The following is a 22,051-nucleotide window of genomic DNA, read 5'->3' as shown; positions in this document are numbered from 1 at the left end:
AAAATACATCCGCTACTACGTCTACGAACGCAGACACTCCAGCCCTGAGTACTGGTCGCCAGCTCAGTTCGAACAGCTCATCAAACTCTCAAAATAAGAGAATGACCTGTCCTGAAACCTGTACCACCTCATTGAGTTTATGAGTCAATTCAAATCGTTGACGCGTCTCAGCTTGTCCCATGCGACCTTCACCGATGATGGACTTGCTTCTCTTGGTGCGCTCAGATCGCTCGAGAGTCTCTATCTTGGAGACCTTCCGGTCAGTGACGTCGGGATGGCTCATTTGGTAGATCTACATTCTCTGCAACGTCTGCAGATCGATGAAATCCCGATCACTGACGAATCCGTGAGACACTTTTCGCGGCTGACTGGCTTGCGATATCTTCGACTCAGAAACACAAAGGTTTCCGCAGATGGCGTTTCTTCCATTCGGCGTGCGCTGCCGGAGTGGGTCGTCGACTGGAGTCCTGGGGAACCATCGGATGCACAATAGCCGCCCAGCTGAGTCTCTTGAAGTGGTTAGTCGTTCCCGGCGGCCGCGTTATCCGAGACGTTCGTTGCAAAATGAGACTCGAGACTGAAAATGGCTTCCACAGTCGCTCACTATCGCCACGGTTTTTCACGTATCGAGGTCTGCGTCGTGTTAGTCATGGTCGGATTGCTGGCGGCGATCACAATTCCGGCAGTTCGAAGTGCGCGGGAATCTGCTCGTCAAACTCAGTGTAGGTATACCCTTAAACAGCTTGCCCTTGCGCTGCACAACTATCACGAAGCGATGGGATCATTTCCTTATGGTTGTATCGGGAATCCGGTTCTTCCACCTGAAAAGCGGTGGAGTTGGTATCTTTGTCTTGGCAGCCACTGGGGGCATTACGGCACTCCGATCATCGACTCTACTCGGCCATGGGACGATCCAACATTGCGTCCATTGAGACTTCACACCTGGCGCAACGGGCCATTTGAGGAATTTGATGTTCCGCTTGTGCCCTTCCCAGTGATCAAATGTCCGAATGGTACTCGGAGTGTTTACTCCGATGGGCAGCCGCTCACAGATTACGTTGGCACAGCGGGCATTGCGACTGACGCGGCACTCCTGCCGAGGACTTCCAATCGTGCCGGAGTGTGGGCATACAATGAATGTCGTTCACTCGCGGACGTAAAGGACGGCATTTCAACGACGCTGATCGCGATCGAAACGAATACCCAGAACGGTTGTTGGCTTGCCGGTGGCCACGCCACGGTTCGTGATTACTCTCCGGATCGCCCTTTAATCGGGCATGATGAACAGTTTGGCGGGCTCCATCACGGCGGAGGAATGGCATTGTTTGTTGATGGCCATGTCAAATTTCTTGCTGACACAACATCTCCTGAAGTTCTTTCAGCATTACTCACTATTGCTGGCTCGGAAACGGTGGCGGAGAACGCCGTCACGTCACCATAACGGCAGCGAACAAGCCGTTGCACACGGAGCTTGTTGGCCCGGTTTCCGAGCTGCAGACTGGCTCCAGCCCGCACCAACACGAATCAAGGTCTGCGGATGACCAGATGCCGCGGAGCGGAGCGTTTTCTGAAGTCAACATCAACGCCCGCCGCCACAAGACTCCACGCCAAACCAGGATGGCGTTGGCGCATCGGGACTGATGCAACCGTCATCGAGCCAGCGATCTTTTCTCGTTCTTCGTGTCACAGGCATTGCATTTACGGGATGTGGGCTCCCTTTGCTGTCGTGAGGTACTCTGCCAGACGAGTCAGGTTGTGAGAAAATAATTCACTTGAGATGAATGCTTCACCCTTACGAATGGAACGGGCATCTGCGGGCTTATTGTCATTCATGGCCAGCCAGCGTCCCTGATCGTCGAGTTCATTGATGATTTGTTCTGCATCGCGAGTCAGCGTTTTCAGACTACTGGCCGACTTTGGTGATTTGCCTGATTGTTTCAGCTCGTTGAGCCGCTTTTCAATGCGGTCAGTGCGGGGGGCTGTTTTGAATCCGTAGTGTGTCGGCAGATTGCTGTCGTCGTAGGTGAGTTCGTAAGTGTCTCGGACAAAGTACAGTGGGCGGTTGGTCTTCAACTCGTAGAAACGAGCGATTTGCCCATCGGGTAACTTTGACCGATTCAGCCATGCGAGCCCGGATTCCACGGGTGGAAGGTACCTGCTGTCGCCGGTGAGTTCATAAAGAAACAGCAGTGTGGACATCGCGTCTTCTGATTCCCGGCCGGAAACGGCGGGCGGTTCAAACTTTCTTGCCCACATTGGATGCATGTCGAAATTGTATTGCTGAGCCCAACCGGTTTGAGGTTCGGGCAGCTGTGCCAGGATCAGAAAGTCGCCCAGCTTCAGTAATGCATCGTGGTATTTCTGATCACCATAGACCTGATGTGCCATATGCAGCGTTCGGGCAGCGGTACCGGCCAGTCCGTCATTGAGTGTGTAATAGTCCCAGTAGTCCTTGATTCTGTTTTCGGTTCGCCAGTCGTACTCCGGATACGACGCTTTTTGGACGGGTTGCTGTGTCACGGGTTCGCGCCAGCCCTGCGGGAACCCGCCATTGGCAAATTGTGCCGTCAGCATCGCATCGAGTGCGAAAACAGTCGCTTCGTGAATCACGGGGTTCCGAAACTGAAGTGCTTTGTCGGTTTGCATCAGAAGGCAAATGGCCGACTGCGTCTTATCGTCATCCAGTGTCGAGTAGTTTTTGCCTTTCGGTTTTCCCTTTCCGCTTCGAAGTCGATCTGCGTGTTTACCTTTGGGATCGAACTCAATGCTGCTGGACCAGCCTCCGGATTCCAGTTGACCATCCACCAGTGCCATCGCTGCGTCGACAGCCGCCTGAAGAAATTGCGGGTCGCCTGTCGCCTCAAATGCTTTGATGAACGCCATTCCAACCGCTGGCGTCCCAGGGGGTTGCACCCAGATTTCTGTGGGCGACGCTTTGCCTTCACCTTCGCGGTGTTTCAGGTCAAGCGAATACTTGTAGACATAGCCACCGTGGACGGCGACCTGATCGTGGAAAAAATGCGTCGCCCTCTTCATTGCCTGAAGTGCCTGCGATTCAAGGCCTGGTTTTAGATTGTCCTGACCGACAGTTTTCGCTGCTGGATTGAATTCCAGCAGCAAGAAGAAGCATGCGACCGTCACGGATCGACGGACGATTTTGATCGGATTCATTCCTCTGAGCCCTTCGCAAACACGGGTGCCGGATTTTCTGGAGGTGACACATACGGTAACATGCGGCGCACAGGAAGGAAGAGAGTTTTATGAGACTGTCCGTATTGCTGTTCGCCAGAGCGCGAGAACTGGCACGCACGTCCCGCGCAGAAGTGGAGGTTCCGGAGAGCGCGAGTGTGGCTGATATTCGGGATGCGCTGCTGCAGATACATCCGGAGCTGACCACCCTTTCGTCGTCACTGCTCTGGGCCGTGAATAACGCCTACGTCACGCTCGACCATCTGGTCGTATCGTCCGACGAAGTCGCCTGCTTTCCACCTGTGAGTGGCGGCTGAGCGGGTTCAGGACGCCGTCGTCCGAGGTGGATGAAAAGCTCTGTCGCCATCGGTTCTTCAAAATCTGCATGAAAGCTGCACGTCTATGTCTGATCCGTTTGCTCCGCCGGTTGACAACAGCCTCTCTCTTCAACGGACATGGAAGCTGAAAAGAGTCGGAATATTGTCCTGCGGCATTTTCGGGGCCACGGCCGGGGCAGCCTTCGGGCTGGTTGCGGCAGGCTTGTTTCTCATGGTTGTCGTGTTCGCTGCATTGGTTGCTCCGGCGAATTCCAGCGAAGTCATGCCAGTTGTTGGTGCTGGAATTGGCTTAATGTTTGGGGCACCAATTGGTTATGGCCTTTTGGGATTTCTGGGAGGTATCCTGAACGCCTTCGTTTACAATACAGTGGCAAATTTGTCTGGTGGTATTGAGGTGGAATTTGGCGATTGAGATTCTCAAGGGCGATTTCCATTTGTCCGGGTGGAATCCCCTGCCAGAAATACGAACGTTTGAATGATGCTTCCCGATCTGGCCCCGTTTCCGGAAAAGTGAGTCTTAACATGTCCCTGTTGCATGAACACATGCTGGCCGAAACGCGCCGTCACTTTTTTGGCCGAGCTGCCAGCGGATTGGGTTCCGCCGCGCTCGCATCTTTGATGGGGTCGGCATTTTCAGCTGGATCCATGGCTGCCAGCGGTGGCGGTATGGCATCCACTGAAGTACCCAAAGAATTGACTCACTTCGCGCCAAAAGCCAAACGCGCAGTGTGGCTGTTTATGGCAGGTGCGCCGTGCCAGCAGGATATGCTGGACTACAAGCCTGAGATGAACGACTGGTACGACAAAGATCTGCCCGAATCGGTTCGTAACGGCCAGCGACTGACAACGATGACGTCTGGTCAGTCCCGGTTTCCCATCGCTCCGTCAAAATACAAGTTTGACCAGCATGGTCAGTCCGGTGCATGGGTCAGCGAATTGCTTCCACATACGGCTTCTATGGTCGACGATCTTTGCATCATTCGTTCGATGCATACCGAGGCGATCAATCATGATCCTGCCATCACCTATATTTGTACGGGCCATCAGCTGCCAGGTCGCCCAAGCCTTGGCTCGTGGTTAAGTTACGGATTGGGATCAATCAACAAGGAGCTGCCGTCGTTTATCGTGATGACACCAACCTGGGGTGCCAAGCGTGATGCGCAGGCGCTGTACAACCGTCTTTGGGGAGCTGGTTTTCTTCCAAGCCGATATTCGGGAGTCTCTCTGCGTCGCTCGGGTGATCCGGTATTGTTCCTTTCCAATCCGGATGGAGTCAGTCAGGCTGCTCGCCGCCGGATGCTGGATCGCGTCGCACAGATGAATGAAAGGACCTACGAAGCGATCGGAGATCCGGAGACCATGGCCCGGATTGCCCAGTACGAAATGGCCTTTCGGATGCAGACCTCCATGCCGGATTTGATGGACCTGTCAGGCGAACCCCGGCATATTCTTGACATGTACGGTCCGAACGTCACCACCACAGGCACTTACGCAGCAAGTTGCCTGCTCGCACGCAGGATGCTCGAACGCGATGTGCGTTTCGTTCAGATCTTTCATCGCGGCTGGGATCAGCACGGAAACGTTGCTGGCGACCTGCCGGCTCAGTGCAAGGATATCGATCAACCCTCATGGGCTCTTGTGCAGGACCTGAAATCCCGGGGACTTCTGGAAGACACGCTGGTGATCTGGGGTGGGGAGTTTGGCCGAACGATATACAGCCAGGGCAAATTAAGCCGGGATAACTACGGTCGCGATCATCACCCGCGATGTTTTTCCATCTGGATGGCAGGCGGCGGCATCAAACCTGGAATGGTCTACGGTACCACCGACGAGTTCAGCTACAACATCGTTGACAAACCGGTTCACATCCACGACCTGAATGCCACCATTCTGAACCAACTGGGAATCGACCACGAACGACTCACCTACCGCTTCCAGGGCAGAGACTTTCGGCTCACCGACGTCCACGGGAACATCGTTCGCGACATTCTGAGCTAAACCAGAGTCGTACTTTCGACGCCATCTGTCCTGGCGGTGATCAGTCGTATGTATGAAATCGAACGAGCCTGTAAAGATCAGGATGCCGATTTCCGCCTGGCTCAGCGGCAGGAACGTGCTGCGCCGCTGCTGGTCGAACTGAAAACCTAGTTGGACGAGCAGAATTTCCTTCCGAAGAGCATCATTGGCCAGGCCGCGACGTACGCCCGCAACCAATGCACAGCCCTGAATCGCTATCTCGAAGACGGAGAGCTCAGCATCGACAACAACGCGGCTGAGCGGACCATGAAGGCGGTCGCCATCGGCAGGAAGAACTGGCTGTTCGTCGGCAGTCCGGAAGCCGGAGCCCGAGCGGCTGTCATGATGAGTCTCATCGCGAGTTGCAAAGCCAATGAAGTAGAACCGTGGGCATGTCTCAACGACGTACTCACGCAGATCCCAGCCGGAGCCTCCCCCCGAATCCCTTCTCCCCGACACCTGGCCCCAGTCACACCCCAAACATCGCTGGGAAATCCCCAGACGAAGACGCAGAGAACGACTCAGAAAATGCTACCTGTAGTTCACCTTGCGCTTATCCACGAACTCGAATTCGAAGATCTTTTCTCGAATCTGTTACTAACCTGTTTCAAGACCGTCGCCGACACCTCTTGCTACTTGTTATGTCTGCTTATTCACTTATGAATCAAGAGGACGTGTTCGTCAAGAACTTCGCCTTTATAGACGACGCGAATACAATGCGGCCCAGCCTTGCCCAGGGCATCCATCAGAAGGCCGTATGCGTACAGGTGGCTCGATTCTTCTTCTAGCTCAACTCGTTCCGAATACAAGCGGCGCAGTCCCCGACCTTCCACAATCTGTAACACACTCACGGACAGTTTTGCCGATTCCAGCGAATCGGCAGACCAAATCATTCCATCAATGTGAAACGGCTTGCCGACACTGATTCTGTTTCCGCCATCGGCGGGTGTCGTTTTCAATTGAAATGCCACAAGCCGGATGTCCGGGCTCAATGGATCGTTTGAAACTGACGACTCACGGGAAGCGATGTCAGATCGAGATTCGCACCCTGCGAGGACCACCCAAACACACAGGACTCCGACGCAAGCAATCGCAAACCTTTGATTCATGAGACTTCTGTTCGACGATTCAGGTTAGAAGGTTGCATCAGGAGTGGTCCGCGGGGATCAATTACGCCTGTCCATCAGATGCGCAAAAATCGACGCTGACTTTCTCAAGGAAGACGCCATTTCCATGACCCTGGTATACCTTAACTCGCCCAGGAATAGTGCTTGGATTATTAGTCCACCCTCCTATTGGTGGCTCAACGCACTCTACCCAGAAATCATCAACACCGACAGTGCATTGCTGAGATTTCAGGAGAGCTCCGGACACGTACACCTTTAAAGTGAAGTCGGCGTCTGCCGGACCTGCCCCGTCTACGTGTATGTCATCGTTTGCTTCAAGCAAATCATCCTCGATTGGATTGTCAATCCACCATTCGCTTCCAAATACTGGTGGCCTTTGCAACAAGAGTGCAGAAGGAGCGATGGAAACAAACTTTCGAACCATTTCGGAACTCCTTCAACTGGTCTAAAATTCCGACACTACTTCAGCGCCTGCACGAGTACCAATCGCCTGCCAGGTTTTCTGATCGATATGGGAACTAATACCTCGGACGGATCCATCGACAAGGCAAACATTGGCCGTCAGGCCGTGCGTGCTTGAGACAGGAAAAGACCCATCCGGAACGCTTCCATCGTTGGTACAAGCGCGGTGATTTGGAGGAGCCACGTGATTGTAAAGAGTGGTTGGATGGTTTCCGTCGATCCATGGGAAACCCCGATCCCCCGTACTCACCCGTCGCGTCAAAGTTTCAGGACTATCACACTTTTGTGTGAATTCCGCCGATTGACCGGAATCCCGAAACGCTGGCTTGACCGATCCGACAATTCGCAAATTGTGGCGAGACCCATCGGAGACAAGAATCTCAGCGAATCCGGCGGTATTCGACAGACCATCTGTGATTGAATCGAACCTGATCCACCCGCCCCCGCGTTGCCCACCCAATGCTGGTATCGTGAAGACTCCGCGAAACTGGCCCGATTCATGCAGGCCGGAACCGGCATTTGCGACATAATTGTTCTGTGCAATGGATCCCTTGTTGCCTGGATCAGACGGACAATTCAGGATCGCTAGTGGCGTTCTGTGGAACCGGGAATTGCTACTGTCCTGAGCGAGAGAGGCAAGATCGAATTCAGCATAAAGGCTGCTTTGTTCGAGGAACGGCAGCAACAGAACGAAGGCCGAATAGCCATTGGTATTTCCGGGTGGCACGAACTGGTAGACGTCAGCATAGGAATGCATTGCGATACCGAGTTGACGGAGATTCGAAACACATTGCGTCCGCCGCGCGCTTTCGCGAGCCTGCTGCACGGCCGGCAGGATGAGGGCCATGAGAATGGCAATCACAGTGATAGAAACAAGCAGTTCCTGGATGGAGAAGCCTCTCCTCGGGACAAGCATGTCGGAAGAGAGGGTGCATTTACGGCGGCGTGGACTGCAGCATTTCCACTTCATCACTGACTCTCACTTAGTAGTGCCTTAGTGCCTTAGGTTGGCGGATACGCAGATTTTGTCAATTGGAGTCTTCAGATTTGCGTCCATGCGGGATGCCGGCGATGTGTTTCATGACACAGGCAGCATTTCCGCCTGTGCATCGTTGATGTGCGGCTGATCTGTTTTCTCGTGCTGAGAACGCACTACCGGATATCACGCGATTCGGAGATCATTCGGCCGGTTCGCTGGATCTTTTCGCGATCCAGCATGCGCCAGGCTTCGGACATCGGCCACTGGAGTTCCGCGTACACGAGTCGACTTTCGCCGATGGGATGAATGTTCAACATGTCATCGGTGCCGACGTATGGGAAACAATGGAACGTCACCGGCAGTGGTGTCTGATGCACCTTTGGATCGGAACACCATTCGGGAATGCTGAGCGTCCAGTTGACAATCCGAGTCTCGCCGGGCTGCAGTACCAAGCCCGCTTCCTGTTCCGAGACAGCCGTCGTCAACAATTGAAAAGGAGTCCGCCTGGGGTCAACGGCATGCTCCAGTTCAAACGGTCTTGGCAGCAGAACGGGTTCTTCGCTGACATTGACCAGTGCCAGGTTCATTTCAATCGCAGGTGCCCCCGAAGCGACTCTTGTCATGCGAGAAGACAGTGTTCGAGCTGCGACGTAGACGTCCGACAGAATCTGATGCTGATGCCGCTGTCTGGCCTCCGCAATCGTTTGCCCAAGGTCGAAGCTGATCGCGTTAACGATTGCCACGCCTACAAGCACAGATGTGGTTGCCAAGAACGAAAGCAGCATCACTGCGAAGGGATTACCAGCCAGCCGCGTCGATCCGGCCTTTCGAATCGTGTGATACAAAGGGCGAGTTGAAGTCAGAATCAGCAACAGCAGGCCTGTCGCAGTGATCTGATCAAACAGGTTTCCTGGCAGAACCATCGACGTACCGGAAAGTGCTTTGATGATCAGAGCGCCCAGGCAACAGAACCCAACCACGATGAATTGAAGACCCGCACACAGACAGACGCAGCGGACCACCGGGTTGTGAGGCAGTTTGACTTTGGGGGCCGTCCACCGTGCGACACCAGCCCCGGCCATAGCGACCAGAATGATACTGGGCACGGTGAGTACAAAAACGTCTTCAAGCGAGACAGATTTGACGGTCGATGCCAGGCGGCTGAGGACCGTGTGATCTACGGGTTGTTGAAAGAAGGCCACGCCCAGGCGGATCCCGATTCCCGCCAGCAGCAGGCTCAAGATCAGAAAGGAATAGGGTGGTGCAAATTCCGAACGATGCAGGGGACTCATCGTGACAAAACTTCTGGGCATGAACACCATCCACAATACGGTCCGTGCACTTTGCGACAGTAGGACCAGCACACTGAGGATGGATCGTTCGAGGAAGTTTTGAATTTCGGGACTTGATGGGTCCGGTGGTTGGTCAAGCGGACCTGATTGATTCGCCATATCGGTTTCCATTCCGTGGTTTGGCTGGCGTTTTCATTCCCGTTTGCTTGGACAAGCGACGCTCGGTCATCCGGGTTCCTGAGTTCGAGGCGACAGACGCGACTGACCAGCTCCTGTTTAACAGGTCCGCAGATTTCCGTGAAGACCAGCTGTCCGTCTGAATGGATCGGAAACGACTTGAAATGACCCTGTTACAAATGGCCGGTGTCGCCGGTCGTTGAGTGCGGAAATGAATGAGCTGAGACCCCTTTCACTCAACGCGCCACGTCTTTGAGGAAATGGTGAGTCCACTTTTAAGTGGTCCATTGACTGCAGCAATGAATTGATTCGACCAAGGTCAGTACCAGCGTGGAAACCGGATTCCAAAAGGTACATCGTTGCAGATTCGTTCGTGATGCCTCCGACCTCGAATCCTGCAACCACTTCGGCACTGGAATCCTCGAATACCAGTGAGACAAGAAGTGTGAGTAAGACCGAAGACATTCATCATTCTCCCTTTGTCCAGCTGTGAATCGCGTCGATTTGCTCGTGCCACTCGGCTTTCAGTTCCGGGCTAGCTGCAGCCAGCGTCTTTACAGTCATTTGGCGAATCTCGTTGCGAAATTCCGTCAGTCCCGCGGTTCCAAGATTCTTGCGAGCAAGTGCAACATCTGCTGACAGGTACCAATCTCCTGCTCCTTCTCGAATTTCGCGTTCAAAAGAAGGGCACAAACTGGCGGCCAGATAAAGTGACCTGAGAGCCAGGACTGGTTCTGCCTCGCTTGTGGCTGAAGTCACGCCTGCAGGGAATGCGAGTTGAAGCACACGCCTCAGCGGTTTTCTGGGTCCTTCCTGTTGCGGGTCAGATCAATGCAGGCTTTGCAGGTAAGCGATCAGGTCGGCCAGCTGTTCGACCGTCAGATTGCCGACGATGCCTTTGGGCATCATACTGATGTCCTGTTTCACACGTTCGTCGATGTCCTGTTGAGGCAGCTCTTTGGACAGGCCGTCGGTACCTCGCACGGAAACCGTTTCCGCACTTTCCAGCACAACAAAGCCCGTGTGCACTTTGCCGTCGGCCATGACAAAGGTCCAGGTGTCGAAACCCTGAGCGATCTTCTTGCTGGGGTCGAGGATGGATTCCAGCAGTTCCTCTTTCTTGTAGCGTTTGCCGATGTCGACCAGATGCGGGCCTTTCGGCTGCTGGCCGTTGGCAAAGGTGTGACAGTTGATGCAGCTTTGGGCTTTAAACAGTTCTTTGCCCGCGTCAGGGTTGCCGCTTAGTGGCATGACTTTGGCGATCACGCTGGCCATGTCGATGTTCGCGATCTGGTTGGGATTGTTGGGATCGACTTTGGGAAGTTCGATCGCCTTTTGTGGTTCCTGCATGGCCGCGATGTCGGCTGCACTGATGCCGTCCAGATTCACAACATGGCGTTTCAGCTGTTCGTTGATGTGAGCCGCCAGAGAATCATCGCCTTCTGACAAAGCGATTTTGATAGCGTCACCGATGCGGTCTGATTCGCTCCACTTTTGGCGATCGTAGTACGGGCCGGTTGTGTCCGGTCGAGTTCCCCACCACTTGGGGCTGTCTTCGGTGAATTCACCTTCACGGTGATAAAGCCGAATCAGCGTCGTCCAGATTTCGCGACGCAGTGTTTCGTCGGCGCAGTGCTGAGTACCGGAACAGCCCATCCACCGCGTCTTTGCTGTGCATGGACTTGAGCGCCCACAGTGCGGCGGATCGGTGTGGGCCGGTGAGTGCATCGATGCACGCATCCACCGCATCAATGTCGACCAGGGCTTTAACCGCCAGGTGCGGAAGGACTCGTTCCGGATGAGCATTCCGCCAGTCATCGGCCGAAACGTCCAGAGCAGCGTCCACTTCGGGCACGTCGGTCAGAGCCAGCACGTGCTGAGCCACGGCTGTGCGTTCGTCTTCGGTCGGTGTCTTCGGCGTGCGACCGGCCAGAAGTCGTCCGAGTCCCACGATCGCGGCTGCCTGAACGCGCGGATGAGCGGCATCGGCGAGACCGTCGATCAATCGTTTCAACGGAACGTTGTCTGCATCCGATCGACGGTCGGCCAGGCACGCAGGCAGTGTTCTCGCAGAGCTTCATCTTCATACTGATGACTGATCGCCTGCAGAAACGACCGCTGGTCATCTGCCGCCGAGTCCACACCGCGGCCACTCGCACTGGCAGTGGCAGATCGTGATTGCTCATCATTTCACTCACCGCGGTTCGCAGTTCACGCCCGGACGAATCATCCCGCTGAGCGTCACGCCGCAGGATTTCTCGCTGCACATGCAGCCTCATTGCATCGGATGGATGATTCAGCAGCTGCACCAGATCAGCGTCATTCAGCGAGCCAGCATCGGGCACGGGATGCGGCACAAAGTCAATCGGAGTGATCATGGCGACAAAGCCGATGTTGGGGCCGTCGTAGTTGAACTGGCCGTTTTTCCAGCTGGTCACATACATGCGTCCGCTGGCATCCGCGTCGATGTCGGTGGGGCGTGGAAGTTTCAGGAATGTGTCCTGCTGAGCATCAAAGGTGGCTCCATTGACGGGCAGCCTGTGGCTGAAGACTTCGCTGCGGCCCCAGTCGCACGTCAGCAGAATATCATTGAACGGAGCCGGCCATCGATCGTCCTGAAAGTACATCGCTCCGCAGCCCGAACCGCCACCGTAGTCAGCCAGAGGCGGCATGATTTCTTCGCTGAAGTTCTTGTACAGAGACGGATATCCGTAGTTGGCTGTCTGCATCACATGAGACAATCGAATATCCCAGCCGCCGCCATCGTTGGTGTTGTCACGCGTGTAGACATTCATCAGCGGGTCGATGGCGATATCCACAATATTGCGCTGGCCCCAGCTGAAGATTTCCATATCGCTGCCATCGGGTCGAATGCGCACAACTCCGCCGCCGCGTTTGCTTAACGTGGTGCCATCCTTCGCCACGGCTTGATTGAAACCAAAGTCACCAACGGCAATGTAGATCCAGCCATCGATGCCCATGCGAATGCCGTTGGTCGTGGTCAGCTCCGCGTTTATTGACTTCTGCCGTGCTGATGCCTTCGATCAGAACTTCGGATTCGTCGGCCGTTCCATCACCATTGGTGTCGCGATAGACGCTCAGGAACGGCGGATGCAGCACCCACAGCGAACCGTTGTCGTAGATCAGTCCGCGAGGATGATCCATTTTCGCGAATTCGTTGATCTGATCAGCCGTGCCATCACCGTCGGTGTCGATGCATCGCAGCACTTTGCCGCGGCCGGTTTCTTTGCCCAGCGAACCCTGTTCGTCAACTCCAACAAAGACTTCACCGGTGGCTGCTGCCGTGATGCAGACTGGATAATTGACATCCGGCGGCGAGGCAAACATGCGTACGTCGAAGCCGTCCGGTGCCTGCACATCACTGATGGATGCGGGAGGCTTCGGACCTCCGTCTTTGGCCGACTTCGGCAGCTCGGGCATGTCGCCAGAATAAGCTTCGAATTCCCAGATCGATCCCCATCCGTTGGTACTGCAGCCCAGGAAAGTGGTCTTCAGATAACGAGTGTTCGGTGCATCGACAGCGTGCGATCGAATGCCGTCTTTGCTGTCGCTCTTTGATTCATCGACGATGGTCTTCCACTGCTCGCCATCCGCCGACGCTTCGATGGTATACCAATAGGTCGAGCCCTGGCGGCGTTCCCAGTGCAGCCGCAGATTCTTCACATGAACCGATTCACCCAGATCAACAGTCACCCATTCATTGGTCTGCCCGCCATCCGCACCAGCGAGGTCCAGACGACCGTCGGTCAGGTTTTTGTTTTCGTTGCCGCTTTGAGTGCTTTTGGCAGTCACCGATTTTTGAAAGGCAGCGTTGCCTTCGGTGCAGCACTTTGCAGAAGCGGCACTGGATGTTGGATCTGCAATCGGCGGCTGTGATCAGGGCTTTGATTTCTTCGTCGATCTTTTCCGTCGAAGGCGTGAAGTTGCTTTCGATGTCGCGACGGGTCGCCCACAGAACGGCTCGAGCCATCATGTCCAGATACTTTGGTTCGGCCATCGTTTCGTTGTAATGGCCCATCGTACAACCGAAGACTCGCGTGCCTTCTTCGCGATCGCCCGTTGTGCCCGCTGATGCTGTCGGTGAACTCGTTCCCTTGTCGGCAGCGACCAACGGGAGCGATTTCCAGATTCCGAGCGTGAGCTCGTATCGGCGTCAAGGGCCCTGCCCTTGTAATTATTGGTCCAGACGCAAACCTGAGGCATACCGTCGGACTGGCGATTGGCCTGAGCCAGCGGTGTGGCTGTGTCGAACACTTTCATGCTGTGGTACAGTTCGCCCTTGGGAGCCACAAACGCCGGGCCGAAATCCTGCATGATCGGATGATCTTTTTTGACGTTGTCCGCCGTGTACGAATAGTGCGGCCCGTGCCCCGGCGACTGCATTCCGACAAATTCAAACCAGCGATCATCGCCGGTGCGATAACAGTGCATCGCACAGTGAATCAGAATCGCAGGCAGCCCGTCCCGGTGAGGTTTCAGAATGCGATCAACGAATTCCAGATCCTTCACATCGCTGAAGCATTCGTTGTGGACAACAATGTCAAACCCGTCAGCCCAGTTCGGATCGTCGTACAGCGGAATCGGTGTATTCGTGGTCGTCCCGCCCTGATGCACGACCGTCCATCGCACGTTGGCTCGAGCCGAAATCCCCCGAGTCAGAATCAGCTTCTGCCGGTCATAATCATGACAGCATCCGCCGGTCACCAGCAGAGCATGAATCGGGCGATCTGCATCGGCCGGTTTTTCATCAGCGTGGCTTCTCGCTGGAGAAATGATGGTGGAGACAAGAAGGGCGAGTATCCGGAAATAGCGCATGTTTGACATGATTTCGGAAGGAAATGGGGCGGGGACAGCATTGTCAGCCTGCAAAGGGTATCGGCGAAGCCATGAGATGCAAGAATCGAGTCCCCAGGCCTCCGGCAAAGAACGGATCCGGCGAGGTACGAGTCCGGAGCAGATGAACGACGGAAGCGGAGACTCTCGGGTCACCAGGGTGACCGTGAGTTGCCTGAAGTCATTGCCGAATCGTGGGGAACATTCGCCAGAAACCTGGTCGAATGCGTTTTTTCCGGGTTGGCTATCGCGCCCGTTCACGGAGATGGTTGGCAGAACATTGCCGCAATTCATTCAGCAGTTCAACCAGATCAACATGGGTTGTCATGGGATTCATAATGACCGCTCGAAGTACGACCCGGCCATCCAGTTGGGTCTGCACGATATAGAATCGCCCGGACTTCATGAGTTCACTTCGAATCGTGTTTTGAAAACGGTCTTGTTCTTCAGCCGGCGCTGTGTTCAGGAAGGGAGGCAGATGTCGAAAGACGACAATGTTGCATTCAGGATCGTTCAGGAGTTCGAAGTCCGGAGCTGCTCGCAATAGCTCCGCGAGCTGTCCTGCAATTCCAATTGTCTGGTCGACCAGAGATTCAAACACCTGGTCGCCAAGCATCGTCCACAAACCCCAGAGTCCGAAACCGTTGGCTCTTTTTGTGCATTCCAGGGTTCGCATGCCGGTATCAAAATCGGCCATTTGTGACGATGACGTATCGAACAAATACGGAGCGATCTGTCGAAATGTTTCATATCGGACATCCCGATTCCTGAAGAGCACGGCAGCACACAGTGCCGGAACGAACAGCATCTTATGGGCGTCCCAGACCACGCTGTCTGCACGATGGATTCCTGCCAGCTTGTGGCGATGGATGTCACTCATCATCAGCGAGCCACCGTGAGCGGCATCAACGTGCAGCCAGACCTGATGTCGCTCACAAACATCAGCGATTTCATCCAGCGGATCGAAGGCGCCGATGGGTGTCGCACAGGCGCACGCACAAACAGCAATGATTCGACGGCCGCGTTCCTTCTCTCTGACCAGAACAGAATCCAGGCAGTCAGGACGCATACGACGACGTTCATCCAGATCAACGCGAACAACCTGTTGGCTTCCCAGCCCAAGAATTCCTGCTGCACGAGTCACGCTGTAATGCGCATCGCTTTGTGCGACCAGCACGGCATCCTGAGGCACACCGGACTCCCAGCAGCCAGGAATCGCGATATTGCGCGCCGTCAGCAGGGCCGTCAGATTTGCCAGCGACCCACCGTGCGTCAGCACACCGCTGCATTCGTCAGACCTCCAGCCGATCTTTTCCCCCAGCATCCGGATCAGGCTCAATTCCACGGCCGTTGCCCATGGCCCGATTTCGAAGACCCCCGTGACCTGATTCGTGACGGATGCGATGGCATCAAACAGTCCTGCCAACGGGACAGATGCGGGGACCTGATGGCCAATATAGTGCGGATGATGGAGGTTATGCCCCGAACTTAAAATCTGATCCATCACATCACCAAAACGCTGCAGAAGCGCTTCTGTCGTCAGATCATCTTTGCATGTGCGAGTGCTCTCGCTGTTTTCAGCCAACAGTGACCGACCAGCCTGAAGCAGAGCAGTGGTCGGCTCCTGCCATTTCATCACGGGCCGATCAGAGGCCATGACAGACCGAAGATGCTCGGCCAGTTTCTGTTGCCAGATCATGGACGCATCGTGAAAGACGTCAGCAGAATATGCTGCACGAATGAAGGCCGGAATCTCTGAGTTCATGGGCTGGACTTGTGAGACAAATGTCCTCGAATTCCCGTGGCGAACGCAATGACAAAGGTTGGCACGTATTCCTCGTTCCATTCCGCATGCGAAATGTCAGAGGCATTAGTCTCGCGGGCGTTTCTTTGGGATCTGGTTGTTGTTTGCTTTTCCGCCGTAGTAGGGTGCTTTGTCCCAGCGATTATCGTGGGGGTTTCTGCTTCTGGGGTCAGCGGTTTGGTTCATCCATTCCTCGAGACGGCCGGAAAGTTGGCGCCGAACGTCAGACAGGTCCGGCTGATCGATGACGTTGATGGTCTGGTCGGGGTCAATCCGAAGATCGTAAAGTTCTTCTGACGGCCGCTTTGAAAAATTCATTGTGAAGAATGGCCGGATTGCAGGTTCGTGCTGATGTTGAAGAATGAACTGCTTGGTCCACGTGAAGTCAACATCGCCGTAGTCGCCCACCGAATGATAGACCTCGGGATCTCCCGCGGGCCAAAGTTCCGGCTCGAAGTTTCGGACGAACAGGAAATCCCGGGTGCGGAGTGCGCGTACGGGATATGAGCGATCGCCGCGACGAACATTGGCGTGTCGTTCTCGCGACAGAAAAACGTAATCGCGCACCTGACGATGGGGGTCCTGCTGCATCGCGGGCAAAAGGCTGTGGCCTGTGCACTGGTCCCCGGGTTTAAGCCCTGCCAGTTCCATGAATGTGGGGGCGAAGTCATCAAAGTTGACAAAGTCCTGCGCGCGAATGCCTTCTTCAATTTTGCCAGGCCAGCTCATCACCAGCGGCACTCGCGTACCCGCATCGTAAATATGAGCAAGTCCGTGCGGCATCTGCCAGCCATTGTCGCCCGTCATGATGACCAGTGTATTTGAGAGTCGACCCGCCCGTTCGAATTGTTCCAGAATCTGCGCGCACTCCTGGTCGAACAGCTGAACTTCACACAAATAGTCACAAATGTTGTCCCGAACCAGGGGTACATCGGGCAGATATTGAGGAACACGAACATCCTTCTGATTCATTTCTGCCTTCATTTGTTCGCCGTCCTGCCACGGAATATGGGGGTTCCGGCTGCTGTACCAGTAAAAGAAGGGCTGATCAGACGGCAACGCGTTCAGGAATGCTTCTGCATTGGCATATTCTTCGCCCGCTGGATTTCTGGTACGCCCGCTTTCTTCAATGCGTCCTGGCGCCCATCCTTTTCCAGAGAAGCCAACGTGGTACCCAGCCTTTTCCAGTGCTTCGGGAAACACTTCAATCTCTGCAGGAAACCTCCCGTGCAGATTTGCGGCATCATCCAGCCGGTGGATTGTCTGACCAGTCAGAAAGGCGGCTCGTGCCGGGGCACAGGACGGACAAAGACAGAAGGCGTTATCAAACACGACTCCATTGGAAGCCAGATGATCGAAGGTGGGGGTCCGAACAACGGAGTCACCAAGCGCACTGGCATGAGGCCATGCCCAGTTGTCAGCCATCATCACCAGAACACAGGGGCGATCCTGAGACTGGTTGACATGTACGTTCGGACTTCCTGCGATTGCGGTTGGTCCATTCGTTACCAGCATGCAAAGCGCGAGCACCAGAGGTGCTTGAAGACAACGTCGCGATTCCTGTGCAACATTCATGATGATTCATTCTAAACCGGTGCCGGGAAGTGGGTCACCACATCAGGGATTGTGAACCTGTTGCAGGCACAGTGTGTGGAATTCGCTGTACCGACGAAACTCTTCATGCGACCGAAACTCAGTCGTCAGGGCCTGTGTTTTCTCCAGGAACGCCAGTGTGGACGGTGTGGCCCAGCCTCCTGGTACACGATCAATCAGTTCCCGGATGAGTTCGCGGAAGTTAGCCACCGAAGATGGATGAATTCGGTCGCCCAGGGCCTCGTAGTTCATTTCATCGCTCGCGAGAAATAACCCAGGCAGTCCATCTTTAAGAACCAGGAATGCCTCCGGACGATTCCGATGGCCAACCTTCGTCCCCTGATTCCACGATCGGTGTGAACTTCCCTGAGCCAGGAAGGGGGACGCGCGACGATGCAGAGGAGCGCTGGATGACGTGATGCCAACACTGATCATTGCTATCTGATCCCACGCCGTGAACTGGACATGCTCGTTGGCATCGATCGCTTCAAGGCCATCGCTGGTGAATCGCAGGTGATGCACCTGCTGGGAATGAACAAGGTCCGGAAGCTGGTCACAGCAAATGGCCTGAGCTTTGATATTCTGTCGCGTAAGATCGTCCGCAACCTGTGCCGCCGCCGCTTCTGAATAGGCATACGGAACAATCCCCGGCATCAGATGCGATTGCAGTCGCGCTGTTGCGCGATCCATTCCCGGCAGTTTCATGAACGCTTCTTCGAGAACAGAAGCCTCTTCGGGCTGAGAAAACACAACCAGGCGGTAGTCGGTGTCGCTGTCCTGCAGATTGTTTTCCGGATGCATTGATTCGGGCGTGTCATTTGTCATTTGGACGCTCCTGCCTTGATACGAGACGCAGCCGGAGGCAGCACAACTGCTCACAAGCCAGACCCGGTTTGATTCGAAACAACTGCCGTGTCAGATCTGAAAGCGATATCTCGGTACCCGCCAGGTGCCGCCATGACTGTTGCTAATGACGCATCTGGCCGGGCGAGTTTCGCTGTCCTCCCCATCTTTGTTCTGACCGTGCTCCAGTATGACAGGAGCGCCGCATCAGTATCAATCCACAGGGTGACTGGAGGGCCTTCTTCCCGTTTCATATCCGGCAACGCACATGCAGAAGGCGGGAGTCTTACGGAACAGAAGCGTGCCCGCAGAAGTGCAATGCGGCCTCGGTTGCCATTCTCATGACAACGTCCCGATCTGACTGCGAGGTTCGTCCGGGAATCTTCAGACTGTAAGACCGGATCCCGTGAATCCAGCGCTGGCGAATTGACGAGAGGCCGTGAATTGCCCCGACAAACGCACCGACGATGGCCGCAATGGTGTCATTGTCCTTGGTGTCATTCACGGCGGTAATGATCGCGGATTCGAAACTGTCGGCATGACACATCATCGTGTACAGAACCGCTGGCACAGTTTGCAGCGAATCCGCACGCGAGCCGAAGCCATCCAGTGAACAGGCATCCCGGAGCGGGACACCGTCCACGAAGGCTTTCCGGACACGCTGGTCGATGAAATCACACAGCGTACCACGAAAGCCATCGTACCAGAGCGGCACAGGATCCGTGTTCAGCGGGTCCGGCAGTGGATTCGTTTCCAGGTCGCCGGCAATGCGCAGGTATTCGTCAATCCACCACATGGGCGAAGGTGTTTCATGTTGCGGCATTGCAAGAACCTTCCAAAGCAGGTGAGTCATTGCGACAACAGAAGACAACGTTACCGTATTGCCATGGGTTGCCAGGCTCGACAGAACGGCGTCAGCCCAGAGTTGCTTTGAGGGCGTCTTGAGCCACGGGAGGACAATGGGCGAAAACCTCATCAATGCCCCGTTTCCGCGGCCTTCTTCGGCGGGATCGCCCACGCATTCATGCACCAGTGGCAATCCGGTTCTCATGCGGCGCTGGTGCCGAGTCAGTGAAGCCGAGGTGTTGCGGCCCATTCCGACGATGTCGTCATGCCGATCGACGAAGCAGCCTACGACGTCTTCAAAATCGAACCACCCGCGGTGCAGAATTCGATCCAGCGTCCAGTAAGTCATTTGAGTATCATCAGAGATGCGGCCGGACCGAATTCCCGGAACGGTCAGATGATCGGCAATCGTTCCGTATTTCTCATGTCGTGATTCCGGACTGAACTGCCATTCGGTGCAATGCCCCAGCGCATCGCCCACAGCGACACCGACCAGCATTCCTTCGATTCGGAAATCCGCGAGCAGACCTTTGGTGTCCACCGTGTCAGGACACATGTCGAACACACGCCCCCTGCGCAGAGCCACCTGGCCCTGATTGAACAGATCTTCCAGCATGATGCTGCCGTCCGGTTCATCGTCGAATAATGATCGAGCATATTGAGGCATCGCGTAAACGCCCGAAAGACAGATGAATTGGAGACGAAATGGGGGCCCAAAAAAATCAGGCAGAGAAAAGTGGCGTTCGGTCGGATGACGGAATCCGCGGGCCGATTTCTTTGCAGAACCGGATTCGCACAGAACGTGATCCGTGGGCAGTTTGGTATTCGGGAATCATCGCACGGCGGCTAAACGAACTGCAAGCGAGCCGTCTGAACAGCGTTCGAGCCGGGGCGAAACCCCGAACACGGGTGCCTGAGTCATTGTCTCAGCGCCCCTGACCGCGGTAGAATACGGGTCTTCGGTTCCGGAAATCGGCCATTCAGGTCGTTTACCTCCAAAAATCTGCCCTCCATGATTACCGCCATGCCCAATCCCATCGCAGAACTACAGTCATCCATGACGCGTCGAGACCTCCTGGCCAACTCCGGGCGGCCTTTGGGCGCGGCAGCTCTGGCATGGCTGGCTGGCACGTCTCCGGCGTTGAAAGCGAATACGTTCACTGATACGGCGGCTCAGCAGACTCTGCAAACCGAAGTTCAACGACATCTGCCTCATTTTGCTCCAAAGGCAAAGCGTGTTATCTACCTGTTCATGTGCGGTGGTCCATCGCACATTGACACCTGGGACTACAAACCGGAACTGCGGGCCATTCACGGAACAGAACTTCCGGACTCCATCCGCAACGGTCAGCGCATTACCACGATGACGTCGGGGCAAACATCCTTTCCCTGCGTAGCACCCATGTTCAAATTCAGCCGACACGGACAAAACGGCACATGGGTCAGTGAGATTCTTCCGCAGACGGCCAGGTTGGTGGACGACATCGCACTCGTGAAATCGGTGCACACAGAAGCCATTAACCACGACCCGGCGATTACCTACATCAACACAGGTTTCCAGCAACCCGGCAAGGCCAGTATGGGCGCGTGGATCAGCTACGGGCTAGGCAGCCCCAACAGAAATCTGCCGTCTTATATTGTGATGATTTCGCGCGGGCCGGGACAGAAGCAGGCTTTGTACAGTCGACTGTGGGGCAGTGGATTTCTTCCCTCACAGCATCAGGGTGTTGCACTTCGCGCTGGCGCGAGTCCGGTGTTGTACCTGAACAATCCGGACGGTATCGACAAGCCAACACGCCGCCGAATGCTCGACCATATCGCAGCCATCAACCAGGAAACTTATGACCAGGTGGGTGACCCGGAAACACTGGCACGTATTGCGCAGTACGAGATGGCTTTCCGGATGCAGACATCGGTGCCGGGTCTGATGGATCTCAGCACAGAATCCCAGGCATCGATGGAACTTTATGGCAAGGATGTCGAAACACCCGGATCGTTTGCCCGCAACTGCCTGATTGCCCGCCGGTTGTCGGAACAGGGCGTGCCGTTTGTTCAGCTGTTCCATCGCGGATGGGACCAGCATGGAAGTCTGCCGAGCCTGATTCGTGGTCAGTGTGATTCGATCGATCACGCAGTCTACGGGCTTATCACGGACTTGAAGCTTCGCGGGATGTTTGACGATACGCTTGTCGTCTGGGGTGGGGAATTTGGCCGCACCATCTATTCGCAGGGCCAGTTGACCGCTGACAACCACGGTCGCGACCATCATGGCCGTTGTTTTACGATGTGGATGGCGGGTGCCGGAGTCAAGCGGGGCTTTGAATTCGGGAAAACCGACGACTACTGCTACAACATCGTCGAAAACCCGGTTCACATTCGGGACATGAATGCAACAATCCTTCATCAACTGGGCATCGACCACAATCGACTGACGTTTCGTTACCAGGGTCTCGACCAGAAACTAACAGGCGCCGAACCCGCCCATGTTGTGAAGGAAATTCTGAGCTAGAATCCTGTCTCGCTCAGTCATG

At 55.1% G+C, this 22,051-nt stretch carries 21 protein-coding genes; 7 read left to right on the top strand and 14 right to left on the bottom strand.

The window, feature by feature from the left end:
• Positions 1–139: 139 nt before the first annotated feature.
• The gene (locus R3C20_14970; protein MEZ6041806.1) at positions 140–493 is read left to right on the top strand and encodes a hypothetical protein; all 354 of its coding nucleotides are present in this window, start codon (positions 140–142) and stop codon (positions 491–493) included.
• A 90-nt stretch (positions 494–583) separates the two neighbouring features.
• Positions 584–1,441 carry a DUF1559 domain-containing protein gene (locus R3C20_14965; protein ID MEZ6041805.1) on the top strand — a complete coding sequence of 286 codons (858 nt, stop codon included), beginning with the start codon at positions 584–586 and terminating at the stop codon, positions 1,439–1,441.
• Between the two features lie 257 nt (positions 1,442–1,698).
• Here R3C20_14965 and R3C20_14960 read toward each other — a convergent pair whose 3' ends face one another.
• Positions 1,699–3,171 (bottom strand): pectate lyase, encoded by a 1,473-nt coding sequence (locus R3C20_14960; GenBank protein ID MEZ6041804.1) that lies wholly within the window; start codon positions 3,169–3,171, stop codon positions 1,699–1,701.
• Positions 3,172–3,260: 89 nt separating this feature from the next.
• On the opposite strand from R3C20_14960, the gene moaD reads away from it, so the two are divergent.
• The 4 genes from moaD to R3C20_14940 all read left to right on the top strand — a co-directional run bounded on the left by moaD (position 3,261) and on the right by R3C20_14940 (position 6,206).
• Positions 3,261–3,506 carry a molybdopterin converting factor subunit 1 gene (moaD, locus tag R3C20_14955; GenBank protein MEZ6041803.1) on the top strand — a complete coding sequence of 82 codons (246 nt, stop codon included), beginning with the start codon at positions 3,261–3,263 and terminating at the stop codon, positions 3,504–3,506.
• A gap of 85 nt (positions 3,507–3,591) precedes the next feature.
• Positions 3,592–3,939: a hypothetical protein gene (locus R3C20_14950; protein ID MEZ6041802.1), complete on the top strand. Its 348-nt coding sequence runs from the start codon at positions 3,592–3,594 to the stop codon at positions 3,937–3,939.
• A gap of 110 nt (positions 3,940–4,049) precedes the next feature.
• Complete coding sequence (locus R3C20_14945) at positions 4,050–5,525, top strand: DUF1501 domain-containing protein (GenBank protein MEZ6041801.1); 1,476 nt, start codon at positions 4,050–4,052, stop codon at positions 5,523–5,525.
• A 150-nt stretch (positions 5,526–5,675) separates the two neighbouring features.
• Positions 5,676–6,206 carry a transposase gene (locus R3C20_14940; GenBank protein MEZ6041800.1) on the top strand — a complete coding sequence of 177 codons (531 nt, stop codon included), beginning with the start codon at positions 5,676–5,678 and terminating at the stop codon, positions 6,204–6,206.
• Here R3C20_14940 and R3C20_14935 read toward each other — a convergent pair.
• The 13 genes from R3C20_14935 to R3C20_14875 form a co-directional block, all read right to left on the bottom strand.
• Positions 6,197–6,652 (bottom strand): hypothetical protein, encoded by a 456-nt coding sequence (locus R3C20_14935; GenBank protein ID MEZ6041799.1) that lies wholly within the window; start codon positions 6,650–6,652, stop codon positions 6,197–6,199. The two genes, R3C20_14940 and R3C20_14935, sit on opposite strands and share 10 nt — an antisense overlap.
• A 61-nt stretch (positions 6,653–6,713) precedes the next feature.
• Positions 6,714–7,094 (bottom strand): hypothetical protein, encoded by a 381-nt coding sequence (locus R3C20_14930; GenBank protein MEZ6041798.1) that lies wholly within the window; start codon positions 7,092–7,094, stop codon positions 6,714–6,716.
• A 21-nt stretch (positions 7,095–7,115) separates the two neighbouring features.
• Positions 7,116–8,048 carry a DUF1559 domain-containing protein gene (locus tag R3C20_14925; GenBank protein MEZ6041797.1) on the bottom strand — a complete coding sequence of 311 codons (933 nt, stop codon included), beginning with the start codon at positions 8,046–8,048 and terminating at the stop codon, positions 7,116–7,118.
• A 236-nt stretch (positions 8,049–8,284) separates the two neighbouring features.
• Positions 8,285–9,424, bottom strand: a complete 1,140-nt coding sequence (locus R3C20_14920) for a hypothetical protein (protein ID MEZ6041796.1) — start codon at positions 9,422–9,424, stop codon at positions 8,285–8,287.
• 624 nt (positions 9,425–10,048) lie between these two features.
• Positions 10,049–10,339 (bottom strand): hypothetical protein, encoded by a 291-nt coding sequence (locus R3C20_14915; protein MEZ6041795.1) that lies wholly within the window; start codon positions 10,337–10,339, stop codon positions 10,049–10,051.
• A 69-nt stretch (positions 10,340–10,408) separates the two neighbouring features.
• A complete protein-coding gene (locus R3C20_14910; protein MEZ6041794.1) occupies positions 10,409–11,236 on the bottom strand; it encodes a c-type cytochrome in 828 nt (275 codons plus the stop codon).
• A 158-nt stretch (positions 11,237–11,394) separates the two neighbouring features.
• Complete coding sequence (locus tag R3C20_14905; protein MEZ6041793.1) at positions 11,395–12,561, bottom strand: PQQ-dependent sugar dehydrogenase; 1,167 nt, start codon at positions 12,559–12,561, stop codon at positions 11,395–11,397.
• Positions 12,524–13,393 carry a discoidin domain-containing protein gene (locus tag R3C20_14900; protein ID MEZ6041792.1) on the bottom strand — a complete coding sequence of 290 codons (870 nt, stop codon included), beginning with the start codon at positions 13,391–13,393 and terminating at the stop codon, positions 12,524–12,526. Before R3C20_14900 ends, R3C20_14905 begins: the two co-directional genes overlap by 38 nt.
• A 177-nt stretch (positions 13,394–13,570) precedes the next feature.
• Positions 13,571–14,416, bottom strand: coding sequence for a hypothetical protein (locus R3C20_14895; GenBank protein MEZ6041791.1), 846 nt, complete (start codon positions 14,414–14,416; stop codon positions 13,571–13,573).
• Between the two features lie 262 nt (positions 14,417–14,678).
• Complete coding sequence (locus R3C20_14890; GenBank protein MEZ6041790.1) at positions 14,679–16,199, bottom strand: pyridoxal-dependent decarboxylase; 1,521 nt, start codon at positions 16,197–16,199, stop codon at positions 14,679–14,681.
• A 105-nt stretch (positions 16,200–16,304) separates the two neighbouring features.
• Positions 16,305–17,813 carry a sulfatase gene (locus R3C20_14885; GenBank protein MEZ6041789.1) on the bottom strand — a complete coding sequence of 503 codons (1,509 nt, stop codon included), beginning with the start codon at positions 17,811–17,813 and terminating at the stop codon, positions 16,305–16,307.
• A gap of 42 nt (positions 17,814–17,855) precedes the next feature.
• The gene (locus tag R3C20_14880; GenBank protein MEZ6041788.1) at positions 17,856–18,656 is read right to left on the bottom strand and encodes a hypothetical protein; all 801 of its coding nucleotides are present in this window, start codon (positions 18,654–18,656) and stop codon (positions 17,856–17,858) included.
• 304 nt (positions 18,657–18,960) lie between these two features.
• Positions 18,961–20,187: an ADP-ribosylglycohydrolase family protein gene (locus tag R3C20_14875; protein MEZ6041787.1), complete on the bottom strand. Its 1,227-nt coding sequence runs from the start codon at positions 20,185–20,187 to the stop codon at positions 18,961–18,963.
• A gap of 345 nt (positions 20,188–20,532) precedes the next feature.
• Between R3C20_14875 and R3C20_14870 the strand changes: the two genes are divergently transcribed.
• A complete protein-coding gene (locus tag R3C20_14870) occupies positions 20,533–22,029 on the top strand; it encodes a DUF1501 domain-containing protein (protein ID MEZ6041786.1) in 1,497 nt (498 codons plus the stop codon).
• Positions 22,030–22,051 lie beyond the last annotated feature (22 nt).

Source organism: Planctomycetaceae bacterium (assembly GCA_041398825.1).
Taxonomy (GTDB): domain Bacteria; phylum Planctomycetota; class Planctomycetia; order Planctomycetales; family Planctomycetaceae; genus F1-80-MAGs062.
The sequence above is the reverse complement of the archived record's forward strand: the minus strand, read 5'-3'. Positions and strand labels throughout refer to the sequence as shown.